Origin of the sequence: Vibrio sp. TRT 21S02 (assembly GCF_050113675.1) — a bacterium.
In the GTDB taxonomy this organism is placed as follows: domain Bacteria; phylum Pseudomonadota; class Gammaproteobacteria; order Enterobacterales; family Vibrionaceae; genus Vibrio.
The window spans coordinates 157558-172692 of record NZ_JBNJOI010000004.1; the positions used below are offsets into that span (position 1 = coordinate 157558).

Below are 15135 nucleotides of genomic sequence, written 5' to 3' on the forward strand. Positions count from 1 at the left end.
CAATAATTGGCTTAGTTAAACATCTATTACGCCTCGCCAACCATTTTGATTGGCGAGTTGCTTCAATACTGCTAACTCTTGTTTTGTCTGCTCTTCCAACCACAATCGAATATCTTCGATGACATCACTTTGAGTACGTGCATGACAGTAGTAACGCCAGTCACTGTGTTGTATTTCTACCGCTTTTGGGCATTGTAAATACTCTCGCTTCAGCTCGGGTAAGATCAGTAATAAGTCCGTCACTGTCACTCCTTGTCCTGACAAGCACGCACTCAGGGCTAATTCCAAGCTGTAAAAACTGGTATTTCGGTTTGCTTTAGTAGAAGAATGTTTTGCGGTCTTAAGCCATACATTCCAATCATGGTGATCAAGCGAAGAATGAACTCTGGGTTTATTCAGAATGGCCTCTAATGAAGTGTCATTCCCTAAGAGCTTCTCTGCCCCGACGGGTGCCATGTACTCTTCACGCATAAAGGTAATGTCAGGCTTGTTTTTATAGCGTTCCTTTAACCGAGTGGTAAAAATCAGCAAATCGTAATCGGGGCTGTTTACACTCTCTTCTTCATCAAACGTAGGCACAATGGCAATTTCATAGTCAGGGTAACGTTCATTCAACAAATGAACTTTTGGTAATAACGCTCGAGTGGCATAACTCAACGCAGCCTTAATCACTATTCTTTTGCTCTTGGGACCACGCCAAGATTCAATGAGAGCATCGAGGGACTGATAATTTTTTTGTAGCGCATGGAAGAGAGCTAACCCTTCCTCTGTCAGCTCAATAGCACGATGTTTTCGTACCACTAGAGATGTCTTGAGCTCATCCTCCAACTGTTTTACCTGACGGCTAACGGCACTTTGCGTAACATTGAGTTCATCAGCGGCGAAGGTAAAGCTTATCTTACGTGCAACCGCTTCAAACACTTTCAACGCATTGTGAGAGTAAGGAAGATTTGAGTAAGGTACCATCATTCAATTCACATGAGTTTAAGGAATGCCAGATTGGCATAAAAGTCAATTGAACACCAGAGCAATACCCCTTAACGTTGCCGAATAATTCTTATGAGGCTGCTATGAAGAAAATCTTATCACTGGCATTTCCACTGATCATGTCACAGTTAATCGCAATGGCACTTGTTCTCACCGATGTGTGGATGATGTCTCGCCTTAGTGTCGCAGATCTTGCTGCTGGTGGTTTAGGCGCCTCGATTTACTCTTTTGTCTTCATCATCGCAGGAAGCACCGTTGGTTGTGTTGCAAACTTAATTGCGATTGCTTACGGGCAACGGTTGTCACGTCCTGAATACGGTAACCAACAAATACGGCTGGCAGTAAAAGGAGCCATATTACTTTCTGTAGCGCTGACAGTGGTTCTCACATTCGGGTTTGAATTTGCACCGCAGTTACTCAAACTGGCCCATCAGCCTGACGAAGTCATCACACTAGCCATGCAATATGTTGATGCGTTGAAATGGACCATGCTCCCTGCTCTGCTCATGTTGGTCTTGCGCGGATTAACCAGCGTATTGGGCGATGTAAGATCAATCATGGTCATGTCTGCAGTAACTATCCTTCTTAACGTACCTTTAAGCTACATTTTAGCCTTCAACATGGGATTTGGGTTAACAGGCCTTGGGGCCGGAACTGCTCTGGCTACGCTACTGGTGACAATCGGTTATGGTATATGGATCTTCCGCCGTCCTGAATATCAAAAATTTGCGCCATGGTTACAACTTGATGAGTACTCGTTGTCACTCATGAACCCATTACTTGCAATGGGCTTTCCCATTGCACTGGCTGCACTGTTAGAACATGGACTTATTTATGGCGGAACTTTGATGGCTGGAGCCATCAGCATCACCGCATTAGCGCTACACCAAATACTCTTACAATGCCTGAGCTTTACCTGGAACATTAACTTTGGCTTCTCTCAGGCAGCAGCAATATTAGTCGGGCAAGATTTTGGGGCCAATGATATGGCAGGGATCAAACGAACGGCGATGCGCAGTTTTACGCTAGTTAGCGGTATTAGTATCGTACTTGCTGGCGCTTTTATGTTGTGGCCAGAGTACATCGCACTATTTTTCGGCTTAGATGCAAGTACCTCTGTATTACTTGAATCTGTGTTATGGGTGGTCGCATTATCTTTTATCGTCGATGCTTGGCAGCTACTCGCGATTAATCTGCTGCGTGGTATGAAGATTGTGATTGGCCCAACCGTGATCACTGCCATTGGTTATTGGGGTTTTGGCCTCCCCGCAGCGTGGTGGTTCATGGAGCGTCATGAGCTAGCAGGTATTTGGGGTGGCATTGGTGTTGGTTTGGCAGCAACAGGTATCCTCTTACTCATTATGTTAGTGCAACGTCTAAGAGCTCCCAGCTCACCTTTACTTCAACACTCCGAAGCTTAATCATTCAAACAGTAAAAAGCGCCTTAGAAATCAAGGCGCTTTTTTTATTCTTCCCTTCTAAACCAATCGTGAAATCAGCTATAAAACCATCTGCATAAACACAAATCACAATATCTTTTTAATTATGATGAAGATCTGGTTTTGTATTTTTAAAACGTCGTTTCTATTTAAATTATAAAATAAATCCATATTATTAGAACGGTAAATCAATTACACCCTTACTAACAATAAATGGAATGCATGGATATGAAACATAGAACCAATCTGTCCCTGATTAGCGCTTCTGTATTGGCTGCGTTAGCATCAGGCTCTGTGATGGCAAACAATGCCGATCCTAATGATGTATTAAATGAAAGTGCGGCCGCAGTTGATCTTGCAACTGAAGCAAAGCAAGCGTTTTATGACAGTTCAACATCCAACCTACACTCTTTCTTATACATTCGAGATCGTGAACAGAAAAACGCTGACGGTGTTTGGGAACCAAACATTGAAAACCAAACGCTACAACTCGCGTGGGATTATAAATCAGGCTACTTCAAAGACACCGTTGGTTTAGATATTTGGGCAAATACTAATATTCAGCTGGGTAATACCACTGGTATGTCTGAAATCCTGTACTACGACCACTCATGTGAAAACAACCCAGCTTACGATGGCAAAGGGTGTGAGAAATCATACGCAGCCCTTTCTGTTGCTGCACTAAAAGCAAAATTCGGTGATGACGACATCGGCCTTGCACTTCGCGGTGGTTACACGCGCATTAACATTGGTACCATTCGCTCTAGCTGGGGTCTTAACCCACATGCGTATCGTGGCCTTGAAGCAAAAGCTCACTTTGGTGACCTAGTTGTCGGTTATGCAATTGCGGATCAGTTTAAAAATGACTGGCGCAAAGAATTCCTACCAATGACAACAAAATGGCACCAAAACCAAAAGTCAGGCGTTGATACAACAAACACGATCATCGATCATATCCAAACAGTTGGTGCAATCTACAAGTTTGATAACGGTCAAGTGGACCTAGGTTACGGCATTGGTAAAGACTACCGCCAAAACTGGCAAGCACTTGGTAAGTACAACTTTGATCTAGGCGCAGCAAAGCTTGATCTTTCTGCTTTCTACCACGGCTCAGTGGCTGAAGAAACCGCTCTTACCGACGTTACAGATGCAAAAGCGCAAAGCTACTTAGCGCTAGGTGCAAAAGTGAAACATGGCGGCTTTACATGGATTGCAGGCGTAAGCAGCACGGATACTGACGGCCAAGAGCTCAACTACAACTTCCGCTTAACGCCATGGGCAAACTCCGACAACCGTAACTTCCAGCAAACAACATCTCAGCTAGATGATTACAACACTGATGGTACACGCGCGGTTAAACTTGCGTTGAACTATAACTTTGCTGATTGGGATCTACCTGAGCTAACGGCTGGTATTGGTGGTAACTACGGTACTAACGTACGCTCAAGCAAAACTGAAAAGGAGTACAACGGTACCATGCGTTCTTTTGACTGGAACGTTGGCTACAAATTCCTTGACGGTTCTCTAGAAGGTCTAAACATTCGCGCCTATCGCGGTAAGTTCCGTGGTGATGACATTGTTCATAAAGCCGACCGTAACGACCTGAAACTGCTTATTTCATACAGTGTTAAGCTAAAATAATCTTGCCATCTTAGATACTGTCATTTTTGCCCGGCTTCATCAGCCGGGCTTTTTTGTATCAGTTAGAGATAAAGTGAATACTGCTCAATATCTACTATCCATGATGCGCAGTCATAAAAAAACCTGCTGATATCAGCAGGTTTTTATGTTCATTCGATCGTGAATCATTAACCGTGTGGGTATGCCTTGCAACCCAGCTTGGCTGAGATTCTTGCCGCCGCCGCGTGCAGTTCCGCAATGTACTCTGTTTTCTTCTCTTCTGTAAAGCGAATGGTCGGCAGAGACACACTCATACCCGCCACCACGTTATTAAAGCGATCATAAACTGGGACAGCTAGGCATCTCAGACCAACTTCTTGCTCTTCGTTATCTTCACCATAGCCCGCTTCACGAACAGTAACTAGCTCATCAATAAGTGACGCTACCGTCTCATGCGTACGCTCTGTTGATTTAGTAAACTCTACATCTTGAAGAATACGTTTTACTTCCTCTTCTTCACGCTCAGCCAGCAACACTTTACCAATCGCAGTTGAATAAAGCGGGTTACGACGGCCTACACGCGACTGCATGCGTAAGTTGTACTTGGAGTCAATTTTGTGGATATAAATGATGTGGTCGCCATCCAGCGCGCCTAAGTGCAATGCTTCCATTGTTAGATCAGAAATGCGGCGCATTTCGATGTCAGCAAGGTCAACCAAATCAACGTACTCTAAGGCAGTAGAACCTAGTTCAAATAGCTTCAGTGTTAAGGAGTAGTTTTCACTTTCCCCTTCCTGAGCAACGTAGCCTAGAGTTTTCATGGTCTGCAAAAAGCGATAAACCGTACTCTTTGACATCATCAGGCGCTGAGCCAGTTCACTAATACCAATGTCTTTTTGAGTACTAAGGGCTTGTAAGATTCCAAATGTTTTAAGTACAGAAGAGACGGATTCAGGTTGTTTCCCGTTAGTCATTATTATTTACCTATATCATATTGCAGCACGGTTTGGTGTTGTTGTGTTTGACTCGACTAAAGCACATAAAAAAATATTATGTGCTTATTATTCCAAACCGTGCCCGAAATTTCTGTCAACATATATTTCATACAATTTAAAATAATGTTCTACAAAAAAAAAGAGGTAATATTCATTTTTTTCGTTCGCCATCTCATAAATAGTGAGTGGTGTGATAACAACCAGTTGAATATTTAAAACTTTGAGAGAAAAGGAATTTACTGTTTGACTTTCACAATCAGCACGCCATTCGATTGTAAGATACTTAATACGCTATTAATTTTCGATTAAAAATAAGAATGTATTAGACGCTATTCTGTTTAATTTGCAAGCATTAACAAATACTAAAACTAAAGAACTAGAAATGATAATTACCGGAAATATATGAGATTTATTCTCAAATACATCGTCACATTTTTATTGAATAAAATAAGCCTCCTATTAAATAGGAGGCTTGTGTTGTCATTCGCCCCATTATTATGGCGCTATGCAATCTTTTTTATTGCGTCCTCCGGGGGCAGTTCTGCTACCGGTACGGCTGAGATCAACTCTTTGGTGTACTCTTGCTGAGGCTGATAGATAACCTGTTCCACATCACCTTGTTCAACAATATGACCATGCTGAAGCACCAACACTCGGTCACAGAAGTACTTCACAGTTGCAATGTCATGTGTGATCAAAATAAAGGATGTTCCATAAGTGTTTTGGAACTCAATCAACAAATCCAACACCTGAGAGCGCAACGATACATCCAGCGCTGCTGTCGCTTCGTCCGCAATCACTACCTTAGGAATGGTGACCAAAGCACGTGCAATAACGATACGCTGGCGCTGACCACCCGAGAAGGCGTGAGGATAACGACTTGAAAACTCAGGCGGTAATCCAACCCACTTCATGATATTACGCACGCGATCTTCACGCTCTTTGGCGCTCATTTCAGTACGAAGTTTGGTGAGTGGCTCTTCGATAATATCAAACACCGTCATTCGTGGGTTGAGTGATGACCACGGGTCTTGAAATATCAAACGTAAATCAGCAAACAGCGGATCGCGTTTTTGACGTTTGTAATCAGAAAGCTCCAACTCGATACCAGATTGTTTGTCCATGTATTGGATTGAACCTTCTGACGCAGGAGACATACCTAGAATCGCACGGCCCAATGTACTTTTACCTGAGCCCGACTCCCCAACAATACCCAAAGATTCCCCTGGATAAAGCACAAGGTTGGCGTTATCTACAGCCGTCATAAACTGCTTTTTCTGGAACATTTTTGCTGGTTTTTCAAAAACCTTAGTAACGCCATGCAAGTTAAGAATTGGACGCACTGCACCTTGTTTTTCCAACTCAAATGGCACTTTCACTTTCGATGGTTTTTCTAACGCACGCGTCGCTTCCATAAGCTTACGTGTGTATGGATGTTTAGGTGCTTCAAATATCTGACGTACATCGCCACATTCCACCAGCACGCCCTTCTCCATCACAGCAACGCGATCAGAGATTTGTGCAACCACACCTAAGTCATGGGTAATAAACAGAATCGCCATTCCGCATTGACGTTGCAACGCAGCAAACAGATCTAAAATCTCAGCTTGAGTTGTCACATCGAGTGCTGTTGTTGGCTCGTCAGCAATTAGAATATCGGGATTGGAAGCGATCGCCATGGCAATCACAACTCGTTGACGCTGGCCTCCCGAAAGTTCAAACGAATATTTATTGATTAAACTTTCTGGCTCTGGCATCTGTACCTGATGCAATAACTCCACAGCACGCTGATGAGCGCCATCCTTAGTGATGTCAGGATCCACCAAACACAGTACTTCTTTAATTTGGTCTCCAACCGTATGCACTGGGCTCAAAGCCGCCATTGGCTCCTGAGAAACCAGTGAAATGTTAAAGCAACGGATTGAACGCATTTCCTGACTACGCGGGTCAATTTGCGCAATATCGACAATTTGTCCTGTTTCATCTTGATAAAGGATCTCGCCTGAATCAATGCGGCCCGGTTTCTCAAGAAGCTGCATGATCGCTGAAGACGTTACCGACTTACCTGACCCTGACTCACCAATGACAGAGAGGGTTTCACCACGGAAAAGATCAAAACTCACCCCTTTTACTGCATGGAAATGCTCCGTGCTGGTCGGGAAGCTCACATTGAGATCTTTAACTTGTAGAATTTTATTGTTCATTATTTTGCTCCCTGATCATGGTATGGGTCACAAGCATCACGCAGACCATCGCCAACAAAGTTCATTGCCAGAATCACTACAACGACAGCCACGGCTGGGATAAGTAGCCAAGAGGCTTCAGCCAATGCTCGAATGTTCTGTGCTTCTTGCAGTAAGACACCCCAACTTACCATTGGCGCTTGCAAGCCCAAGCCTAAGAAGCTCAGTGCCGTTTCGCCCAGAATCATGGCTGGAATCGCAAGCGTTACAACCGCAATAATGTGGCTCAGGAAGTTAGGCACCATATAACGACGGATAATTTCAAACGGACTATTGCCGTCAAGCCATGCTGCAGCCACATATTCTTCGCTGCGCAATGACATAAAGCGGCTTCGCACTACCCTTGCCATGTCCGGCCATGAAACAAGGCCAAGAATAATAGTGATCAGGAAATATTTTGTTAGAGAACTCCACTCCGCAGGCAGTGATGCCGAGAGCGCCATCCACAATGGCAATGTCGGGATAGACTTCATGAACTCGATACTACGCTGAATGAAGTTATCAACAGCACCACCGAAGTAACCAGAAATACCACCAATCACAATCCCTAAAACAAAGGTGGTAAATACCCCCATAAGACCTACAGACAATGAGATACGTGCGCCGTAAATAAGACGAGATAACATGTCACGCCCCATCCGATCCGAACCAAGAACAAAGAATGGCTGTTTCGGGTTATCTGGCGTAATGAATTTACGATTCATTGGGATAAAACCAAGTAACTCGTACGTTTCTGTCTTACCAAAAAATGAGAAGTAAACTTTCTTGCTTTCATCAAGCGTATAGTGACGCTTTAACGTGCGCGGATCCGTTTTACTCTTGTAAAAATCAAGATGTGGAGCCCAGCGCCAACCCTCTTCGGTGGATTCAAATAAACTCACCGCTTGCGGTGGAGCATAGGTATAACGACGCCAGTTATCGCTTGGATCGAATGGTGCAAAAAACTCAGCGAAAATGGCAATGAAGTAAATCCACACTAAGAACCACATGCTGTACCAAGCGAGTTTATGCTGACGTAGCTTGAGGCCAATTAATTGCCACTGGGTTGCCGTTGTTAGATCCAGTTGCTTTTTCTTACGACTGAACAGCCGATCAAATACATTTAATGTTGAAGCGGTCATGACTTAAAACTCCTTCGCTACGCCTACTCGAACTCGTGGGTCAACCCAGTAGAGCAGCAGGTCTGAAATCAAGGTACCGATAATGGTAAGAATCGACATAATCAGCAGAACATCGCCTGCGACATACATATCTTGAGCTCGCAAAGCAGACAGCATCAGTGGCCCAAGTGTTGGAATGTTCATAACCTGACTCACGATAATATCTGCACCAAGCAGTGCTGGGAGCATCCAACCAATGGTTGAAACAATCGGCAAGATAGCGATTCGAACCGGATACTTCATGATCAACTTAGCTTCAGTCTGCCCTTTTGCTCGAGCTGTTTTCACATACGGCTTTTTAAGCTCATCAAGCAAGTTGGCACGCATAATACGAATGATCCCTGCCATACCAGCCGTGCCCACAACCAAAATGTAAATCCAACTACGAGAAGCAGCATCCATGAACTTTGCCCATGACATTGGCTGGTCCAGAAACTCTTCGGAATAAAGGCCGGACACCATAGTGTCAAAACTGTAGTAACCGATAAGTAGCGCTAGGATTGCAATAACGAAGTTAGGGGTTGCCATGCCAATGAAACCAAAGATGGTTGCGATGTAATCACCCCACGAATATTGACGTAGTGCCGAGTACATACCAATTGGAATTGCCACGAGGAACTGGAATAAGAACACCGCACCCGCTAACGCGACCGTTGGCCAAATACGTGGCTCAATGGTGTCCCATACGGGTTGGTTGTTGGTTAGAGAGATGCCCAGATCGCCAGTCATCAAGCCTAGCATCCAGTCAAAGTAGCGCTCTAGAAGTGGTTTATCCAAACCATACATCTCACGCAAGGTAAAAATCATCTGTGGGTCAACGGTTTGGCCCATTGATTGTAATTCTGCAATTTTTGAAGACGCGAAATCGCCCGGAGGCAAATCGATGACCGCAAAAATCACAATAGATACGGCGAAAACTGTCACCAACATGGACAACAACCGCTTACCTATAAACAGAAAAAAACTGCTCATTTTTGTTCCTTAATTCCAATCCTGCTTAGGAATAATCGCTCTTTAAAATTTGAGTTACTGAATGTGGTTTTCTGCTCTTGATGGGGAACCAATGAAACAGATTTAATACTCAGTCACTCTATTCATTTTTATTAGAACGCATGCGAGTTTATTTTTAAAACGCTTTTTCATTTTTATGATGACACGATCGACATAAATGCGCTGAAGCGTGATCAAGACCAAACTATTCATCTTGAAAACACATCGGGTTTCATTCATTTATTGATGATATTAAAAGTTCTTGTTACCAGAGATAGTTTTAAAGCAGTCACCTATCAGCTGGCATAAAAAAAGCCCCGCCAAAGTGGCGGGGCTTGAATTTGAGGTTAAAGGTTTACTGTTGCTTCCAAATCTGGCTCATTCGCATTGGTCCAGGCGTTGGGAATGTCCATGACTGAGGCATGTTTTCAGGTATATTGCGTAGTTTATTGTTGACCACAACACCCACTGGTAACGCTTCTACCGTACCAATTACATAGAAATTCTCTTGTGCAATATCGATAATTTCTTTCATGTATTTAAACTGCATTTCTTGCGAAGAGTTCTGTTCCACTTTCTTCCAAAGATCCAGCTGTTTCTTCACATGCGCTGGTGGTTCAACGGCAAACTCATTGTCCGGTTCATTCGCCCATAGGTAATAACCTAGACCCCATGTTGATTCAGGACTAAACGGCATATAGTGACGCGCTTCATCAATAATACCTGCACCACCATCACCAACAATTGGGATCATGTCAAAATCATTGGTTAAGCGAAGGTTGATAACGTGGTTGATTTCCAACACACGGATATCAAGGAAGATACCCACGTCTTTCCATTGATTTTTCACCAACTCAAGCGAATCAGCTAATACGCCTTTGTCGTTAACTTTCGACATTGCTTCAATGCGCAGACGCTCACCATTTTTCAGTAGTCGGTAACCTTCTTTGTCACGCTTAGTTAAACCAAGTGAGTCTAACAACTTGTTTGCTTTGTCTTGATCAAATTCCGTGTACTGCGTGGCCATTTCTTCATCATAGAATGGCGAAATCTCTAATGGCGCAGCTTGATAAGGCCCTACCGCACCGGAGAAAACCGTTTCGCTGATTTCTTCACGGTCAATCGCATGAGACAACGCAATACGGAAGTCTTTATTACTAAACAGTTCACGTTTTAGCGGGTCTTTTGCTGTCTGGTTCAGTGCAATAGCCAGCTCGGTACTGCGTGTATTAGGACGAAACTCGTAGGTGTAACCGCTCTTCTTCTCGTTTTCGATCAATAGTGAACGGTAGTTTGGTTTACCAATGTGACGGTGCTGATAATCAGCCTCACCATTCGCTGCACGCAGAACCATCTCTTCTTGGTCTTCACTGTAACGCCAGCGAACGCTATCTAAGTAAGGTAGCTGATTCCCTTTTGTATCCACTTGCCAGTAATACGGGTTACGCTCAAACTCAGCAAAGCTGGCATTTGGTCCTGGTGGTGTTTTCACTTTCCATGCCGTCAATACTGGACGGTCAACATTGTTGTAGTGCTCGATAAAGTAATGCGCTTCACAACGTGTTGAAGAATACTGACGCCAAGAGTCAAAACCTGCTGCTTTCGCGTTTTCTTCTGCTTTCGGATTGTATTTCGGAAGGAATTGAGAACAGTAGTGTTTCGGAAACGCTGTAAAGCTTTCACTATCCACCGTCGCTAAGCTGCGAATAAACAAGCCATTTGGCTTCGCCAGCGTAATTTTTACTGTATGCTTATCAATCACTTCCGCTTTCGCCGCTTCGTGCGTTGGCAGTGCTAACGGGCGGTTACCGGCATGGCCCGGGTCGCCAATCACGTCATTGATGTAATAAGCAATATCTTCTGCTGTAAACGGTGCACCGTCAGACCATTTAACACCTTTACGTAAGTTAATGGTGAATTCCGTATTTTCAGCATTTGCCGTAAAGCCAGTGGCTAGGTTCGGTACAACCTTAGAGTAGTGAACATCAAAATTGAATAGGTTGTCATACGCAATCGTACGGATTCGGTGACCATTATCGACCACTTTACCCACAAGATTCAGCGTGCCACCATATTGGCCAACGGACTCAAATGGCTCAACAACTAGCGGGTTTTCAGGCAAACGCTCCGCCACAGGAGGCAACTGTCCTGCTTCTACTTGCTGTTTCAAAGCAGGCGCTTCACTGTACGTATTTGCCCATGCGGAAAAAGATACCGATGCGGCCACCGCAAGCGCTACCTTGCCTAGTAGAGGTAAGTTTTTGTTATTGTTCATCAGTCACTCCCTGATGTGATTCATGAGATTTAGGGTTAAATTTTGTTAATTAGCCGGAAGTTTTCCAGCATGCACTTCCACCAGCAATACCGTTTCACCGGCGACAACGCGCCCAGTCACAGCGGGAACACTTGCATGGGGATGTATTAAATTGGTGTTCGGTGCACAAGGAAAAACGCACGTATCCGCTTTTCCTTCTAGCATTATCAGTTCACTAAATAATTCGTCAGACTCCACTCTCGCAGCCCTTGGTTGTTGGTGGCTAAACCAAGCATTCCAACAATTCACTGCATAGCCCGTCATCACAAAATCCAATGCTTGATCAGCTTTTATTTGATGAAGTCGGACTTCCGTGTCCTTGGTGAATCTTTGGGTTGTTTTCACTTCGCAACCATTAAAAGGCTGCCAAATGGAAACCAGGGCACCGTCAAAAGTGTAGCTATCGGTATTCTTGGTACGACTAAACCATTGCTGAGTTTCTGGATGGCGGAAGGCAAAAATGTTGTCTCCTGCCCAACCTTGGTCAATCCAGCGACAGCTTTCTACACAAAGCCCATGATCTGAGCTGTAAGCAAATTTGCCGTACTTGTCTTCACAATTTCGTAATTCATTCGCGCTAGCACCATTGGTGATCAAATAGCTGCCACCACGTCTAACCAGTTGATGATGTTGGCCAATCGCCATTGGAGTCATGCTGTCCGATAATGGCTTCAATTTGGCTTGCCAGAATGGATGATCTTCACTTAGGGCTAATGCATTGAACGCTTTCAACGCCAACATTGGTGATGCGTAACTGGTATAGAATTCACTCGTAAGCAAATTGGGATAAGCGTAACCCGGCAGTAATTGCGCATTGCTGTCCCAAATGGGTTGCTTAGCCCACCACTGCATGGTTTGCTGCCAACAAGTTCGTGCAAGTGCGATATCTGCATCACGATGGCCGCAGCGAGCAAGCTCAACCCAGAATGCGGCACCAGCAAAGCGATAATTTAATGATCGACCGTAGCAAAGAGGCTTACCGTCCTCGGCAAACCAGTATTGGTAGCTACGGGAAAACTCAACTGCACGATTTACTAGGCGCTGGCAAAGTTCTCCCTCACCTTTTCTCCAACGCGCATACATCAAGCCATAAAGTTGAAAAGCAAACGGGTTGTAATAATCGATAACGCCGCCACGCCCGTCTTGGTACCAACCATCGGCTAGATAAAGCTCGTCAACAAACGCGAGATCACGTTGCAGCACTTGTTGATCTGTCTTTGCACCAACCAGTTCTAATGCCGTCAGAATAAGAATACGAAACCAACGCCAGTTGTTCGGTGGTAGCTCTAGATCTTTTACCGTCAATAACCAGCGTGCTAATGCGTGTTTTTCGTTATCAGTTAACGGGTCCCAATAATATGCTTGGGCATCAATTATCGCCGTTGCGATAGACGCCATTTCCACCACTCTTTGATCGTAGTGGGTTGGCATTTGCCAATAGTGTTCGCTTTCAGGATCACATCCCTGAACAATCATTTCGCGAATTTGTTGCTGCACCGCGATGTCGCCAGCAGGGGCTAATCCCCACAATAAACGGCATACATGTTCAATCTTCGCAACAGGCTGCGGATAATGCGCGGCACTATTAAAGCGCGGGGTATCTTGAGCTGCCGACATCAATAGCGGGATCTGAAGTTCTGCTATGCGCTCCAGCATTGCCAATGTATTTGGCCGATCTGCAAATCCATACTCATTACTTGTTAGCTGTTTCAAACTCAGTGCCACAAGCCCGCTCTCTTAACAACAAATTCATCAATGAGTGAATTAGAACTCATAAGAATCAATTATTGAAACGCTTTTTTAGATTTATGATAAGAAGATCAAAACTACGTTTCATTTTTTAATTCAACAAGCACCCAGCTCACAATTTCAGACAGAAAGAAACAATATAATTAAAACGCAATTTCATTTTTATAGGATAAGGTATGAATCTGACTTTACTTCTGATGGATCAAACGCGTGCAGATATGCTCGGATGTTATGGACATGACATTGTCAACACACCCAATATGGATAAGATCGCCGCTGATGGTATGCGCTTCAATCAAGCATTTTGTGCATCGTCAGTCTGTACACCATCAAGAACGTCGCTTTTTACTGGAAAAATGCCATCGCATCACGGCGTCATGTGTAACTCAGACAAAGAAGGTGAGAAATGTGATGTCCCCGTCGAAGATGCAAATTTGATTTCAGAGTTCGAGGACCATCAGCATCTCTATATTGGCAAGTGGCACATTGGACATAAAAAATTACCCAGTGAGTATGGGTTTGTGGGTCACAACTTCGATGGTTATGCCTACCCCGGTAGCGGCGTTTATCAAAACCTTGCCTTTGATAGTGTTCCCCAAAATGGCAATCGTTACTTGGAGTGGCTTAATGAGAAGGGATTTGAAATCCCACACGTAACCGAGTGCACGTTTGGCAACAATCCTAATCTACAAATTCAAGAGTTTTACGCGCAACTCAATGCCCCTGTTGAAGCGTCTATCCCCTACTTTTTAGTCGATGAAGCGATCAGCCACATCAAACAGTGTCTTACTCAGCAACGTCCCTTTACGTTATGGCTCAATTTTTGGGGCCCACACACACCTTGCGTGATCCCTGAACCGTACTTTTCCATGTATCAACCTGAGCAGGTTACGTTGGATAAAAGCTTTTATGCGCCATTGAAAGGCAAGCCCGAGCATTACACCAATATCGCAAAAATGTGGGGCGTGTGGACATTGGATGAACAAGAATGGAAACAAATCATCTGTAAATACTGGGGTTACATCAGTCTAATTGACGATGCGATAGGCAAATTGATCGATTTTCTTGAGCAACAAAACCTTTATGACGAAATGTTTATGGTGGTCTCAGCTGATCATGGTGACGCCATGGGCGCACACCGTATGATTGAAAAAGGTGAGTTTATGTTCGATCAAACCTACCGCATTCCGCTAATCATTAAAGACCCCAAAAGCCCTTCTCCTAACTCAACAAACAATGAGCTCGTCTATCTACACGACGTCACGGCAACCTATGCGCACTTGGCATCAGGAAAAACACCCGAATCTTTTGACGGCCACTCACTATTGCCGCTGCTAAGAGACCAAGTGTACCAACCAAGAAAAGGAATTCTTGCCCAACAAAACGGGCATTTTACGCCATACCCTCAGCGAATGTGGCGCAATCAAGAATACAAATTGGTGTTCAACGCCAGTGGAAAGAGCGAACTGTATCACCTCACGCATGATCCTGAAGAAATGGAGAACCTGATTGACCACCCTGATTACCTCGACGTTAAGCAAACGCTATTAGCTGAGATGTATCAAGAAATGCAGCAATATCATGACCCACTATGCACTTGGTTCTATCGTATGATGGCGGTGATTTAACCCTATTAAC

Annotated in this window: 10 protein-coding genes; 3 read left to right on the forward strand and 7 right to left on the reverse strand. The window is 44.2% G+C overall.

Going from position 1 to position 15135, the window contains the following annotated elements; genetic code table 11:
• Positions 1 to 15 precede the first annotated feature (15 nt).
• Positions 16 to 966: a LysR family transcriptional regulator gene (locus ACQEXU_RS06800; protein ID WP_427010335.1), complete on the reverse strand. Its 951-nt coding sequence runs from the start codon at positions 964 to 966 to the stop codon at positions 16 to 18.
• Between the two features lie 104 nt (positions 967 to 1070).
• Between ACQEXU_RS06800 and ACQEXU_RS06805 the strand changes: the two genes are divergently transcribed.
• Positions 1071 to 2408: an MATE family efflux transporter gene (locus ACQEXU_RS06805; protein ID WP_427010194.1), complete on the forward strand. Its 1338-nt coding sequence runs from the start codon at positions 1071 to 1073 to the stop codon at positions 2406 to 2408.
• A 231-nt stretch (positions 2409 to 2639) separates the two neighbouring features.
• On the forward strand, positions 2640 to 4067 hold the full coding sequence (locus ACQEXU_RS06810; RefSeq protein WP_367988877.1) for an OprD family outer membrane porin: 1428 nt from the start codon (positions 2640 to 2642) through the stop codon (positions 4065 to 4067).
• A 167-nt stretch (positions 4068 to 4234) separates the two neighbouring features.
• Here ACQEXU_RS06810 and kdgR read toward each other — a convergent pair whose 3' ends face one another.
• The 6 genes from kdgR to ACQEXU_RS06840 form a co-directional block, all read right to left on the reverse strand.
• Complete coding sequence (gene kdgR / locus ACQEXU_RS06815; RefSeq protein ID WP_427010195.1) at positions 4235 to 5020, reverse strand: DNA-binding transcriptional regulator KdgR; 786 nt, start codon at positions 5018 to 5020, stop codon at positions 4235 to 4237.
• 524 nt (positions 5021 to 5544) lie between these two features.
• Positions 5545 to 7245, reverse strand: coding sequence for a dipeptide ABC transporter ATP-binding protein (locus ACQEXU_RS06820; RefSeq protein ID WP_427010196.1), 1701 nt, complete (start codon positions 7243 to 7245; stop codon positions 5545 to 5547).
• The gene (locus tag ACQEXU_RS06825) at positions 7245 to 8405 is read right to left on the reverse strand and encodes an ABC transporter permease (protein WP_367988874.1); all 1161 of its coding nucleotides are present in this window, start codon (positions 8403 to 8405) and stop codon (positions 7245 to 7247) included. Before ACQEXU_RS06825 ends, ACQEXU_RS06820 begins: the two co-directional genes overlap by 1 nt.
• 3 nt (positions 8406 to 8408) lie before the next feature.
• On the reverse strand, positions 8409 to 9416 hold the full coding sequence (locus tag ACQEXU_RS06830) for an ABC transporter permease (RefSeq protein WP_367988873.1): 1008 nt from the start codon (positions 9414 to 9416) through the stop codon (positions 8409 to 8411).
• Between the two features lie 373 nt (positions 9417 to 9789).
• Positions 9790 to 11709 (reverse strand): ABC transporter substrate-binding protein, encoded by a 1920-nt coding sequence (locus ACQEXU_RS06835; protein ID WP_427010197.1) that lies wholly within the window; start codon positions 11707 to 11709, stop codon positions 9790 to 9792.
• 45 nt (positions 11710 to 11754) lie between these two features.
• Positions 11755 to 13473, reverse strand: coding sequence for a DUF2264 domain-containing protein (locus ACQEXU_RS06840; RefSeq protein ID WP_427010198.1), 1719 nt, complete (start codon positions 13471 to 13473; stop codon positions 11755 to 11757).
• A gap of 200 nt (positions 13474 to 13673) precedes the next feature.
• Here ACQEXU_RS06840 and ACQEXU_RS06845 point away from each other — a divergent pair, with 200 nt between their 5' ends.
• A complete protein-coding gene (locus ACQEXU_RS06845) occupies positions 13674 to 15125 on the forward strand; it encodes a sulfatase-like hydrolase/transferase (protein WP_427010199.1) in 1452 nt (483 codons plus the stop codon).
• Positions 15126 to 15135 lie beyond the last annotated feature (10 nt).

Bases quoted from the DNA above. Each gene is read 5' to 3' on its own strand.
- ACQEXU_RS06805 (WP_427010194.1), top strand. From the start codon at position 1,071: ATGAAGAAAATCTTATCACTGGCATTTCCACTGATCATGTCACAGTTA.
- ACQEXU_RS06830 (WP_367988873.1), bottom strand. From the start codon at position 9,416: ATGAGCAGTTTTTTTCTGTTTATAGGTAAGCGGTTGTTGTCCATGTTG.
- ACQEXU_RS06845 (WP_427010199.1), top strand. From the start codon at position 13,674: ATGAATCTGACTTTACTTCTGATGGATCAAACGCGTGCAGATATGCTC.
- kdgR (WP_427010195.1), bottom strand. From the start codon at position 5,020: ATGACTAACGGGAAACAACCTGAATCCGTCTCTTCTGTACTTAAAACA.
- ACQEXU_RS06820 (WP_427010196.1), bottom strand. From the start codon at position 7,245: ATGAACAATAAAATTCTACAAGTTAAAGATCTCAATGTGAGCTTCCCG.
- ACQEXU_RS06825 (WP_367988874.1), bottom strand. From the start codon at position 8,405: ATGACCGCTTCAACATTAAATGTATTTGATCGGCTGTTCAGTCGTAAG.
- ACQEXU_RS06800 (WP_427010335.1), bottom strand. From the start codon at position 966: ATGGTACCTTACTCAAATCTTCCTTACTCTCACAATGCGTTGAAAGTG.
- ACQEXU_RS06835 (WP_427010197.1), bottom strand. From the start codon at position 11,709: ATGAACAATAACAAAAACTTACCTCTACTAGGCAAGGTAGCGCTTGCG.
- ACQEXU_RS06810 (WP_367988877.1), top strand. From the start codon at position 2,640: ATGGAATGCATGGATATGAAACATAGAACCAATCTGTCCCTGATTAGC.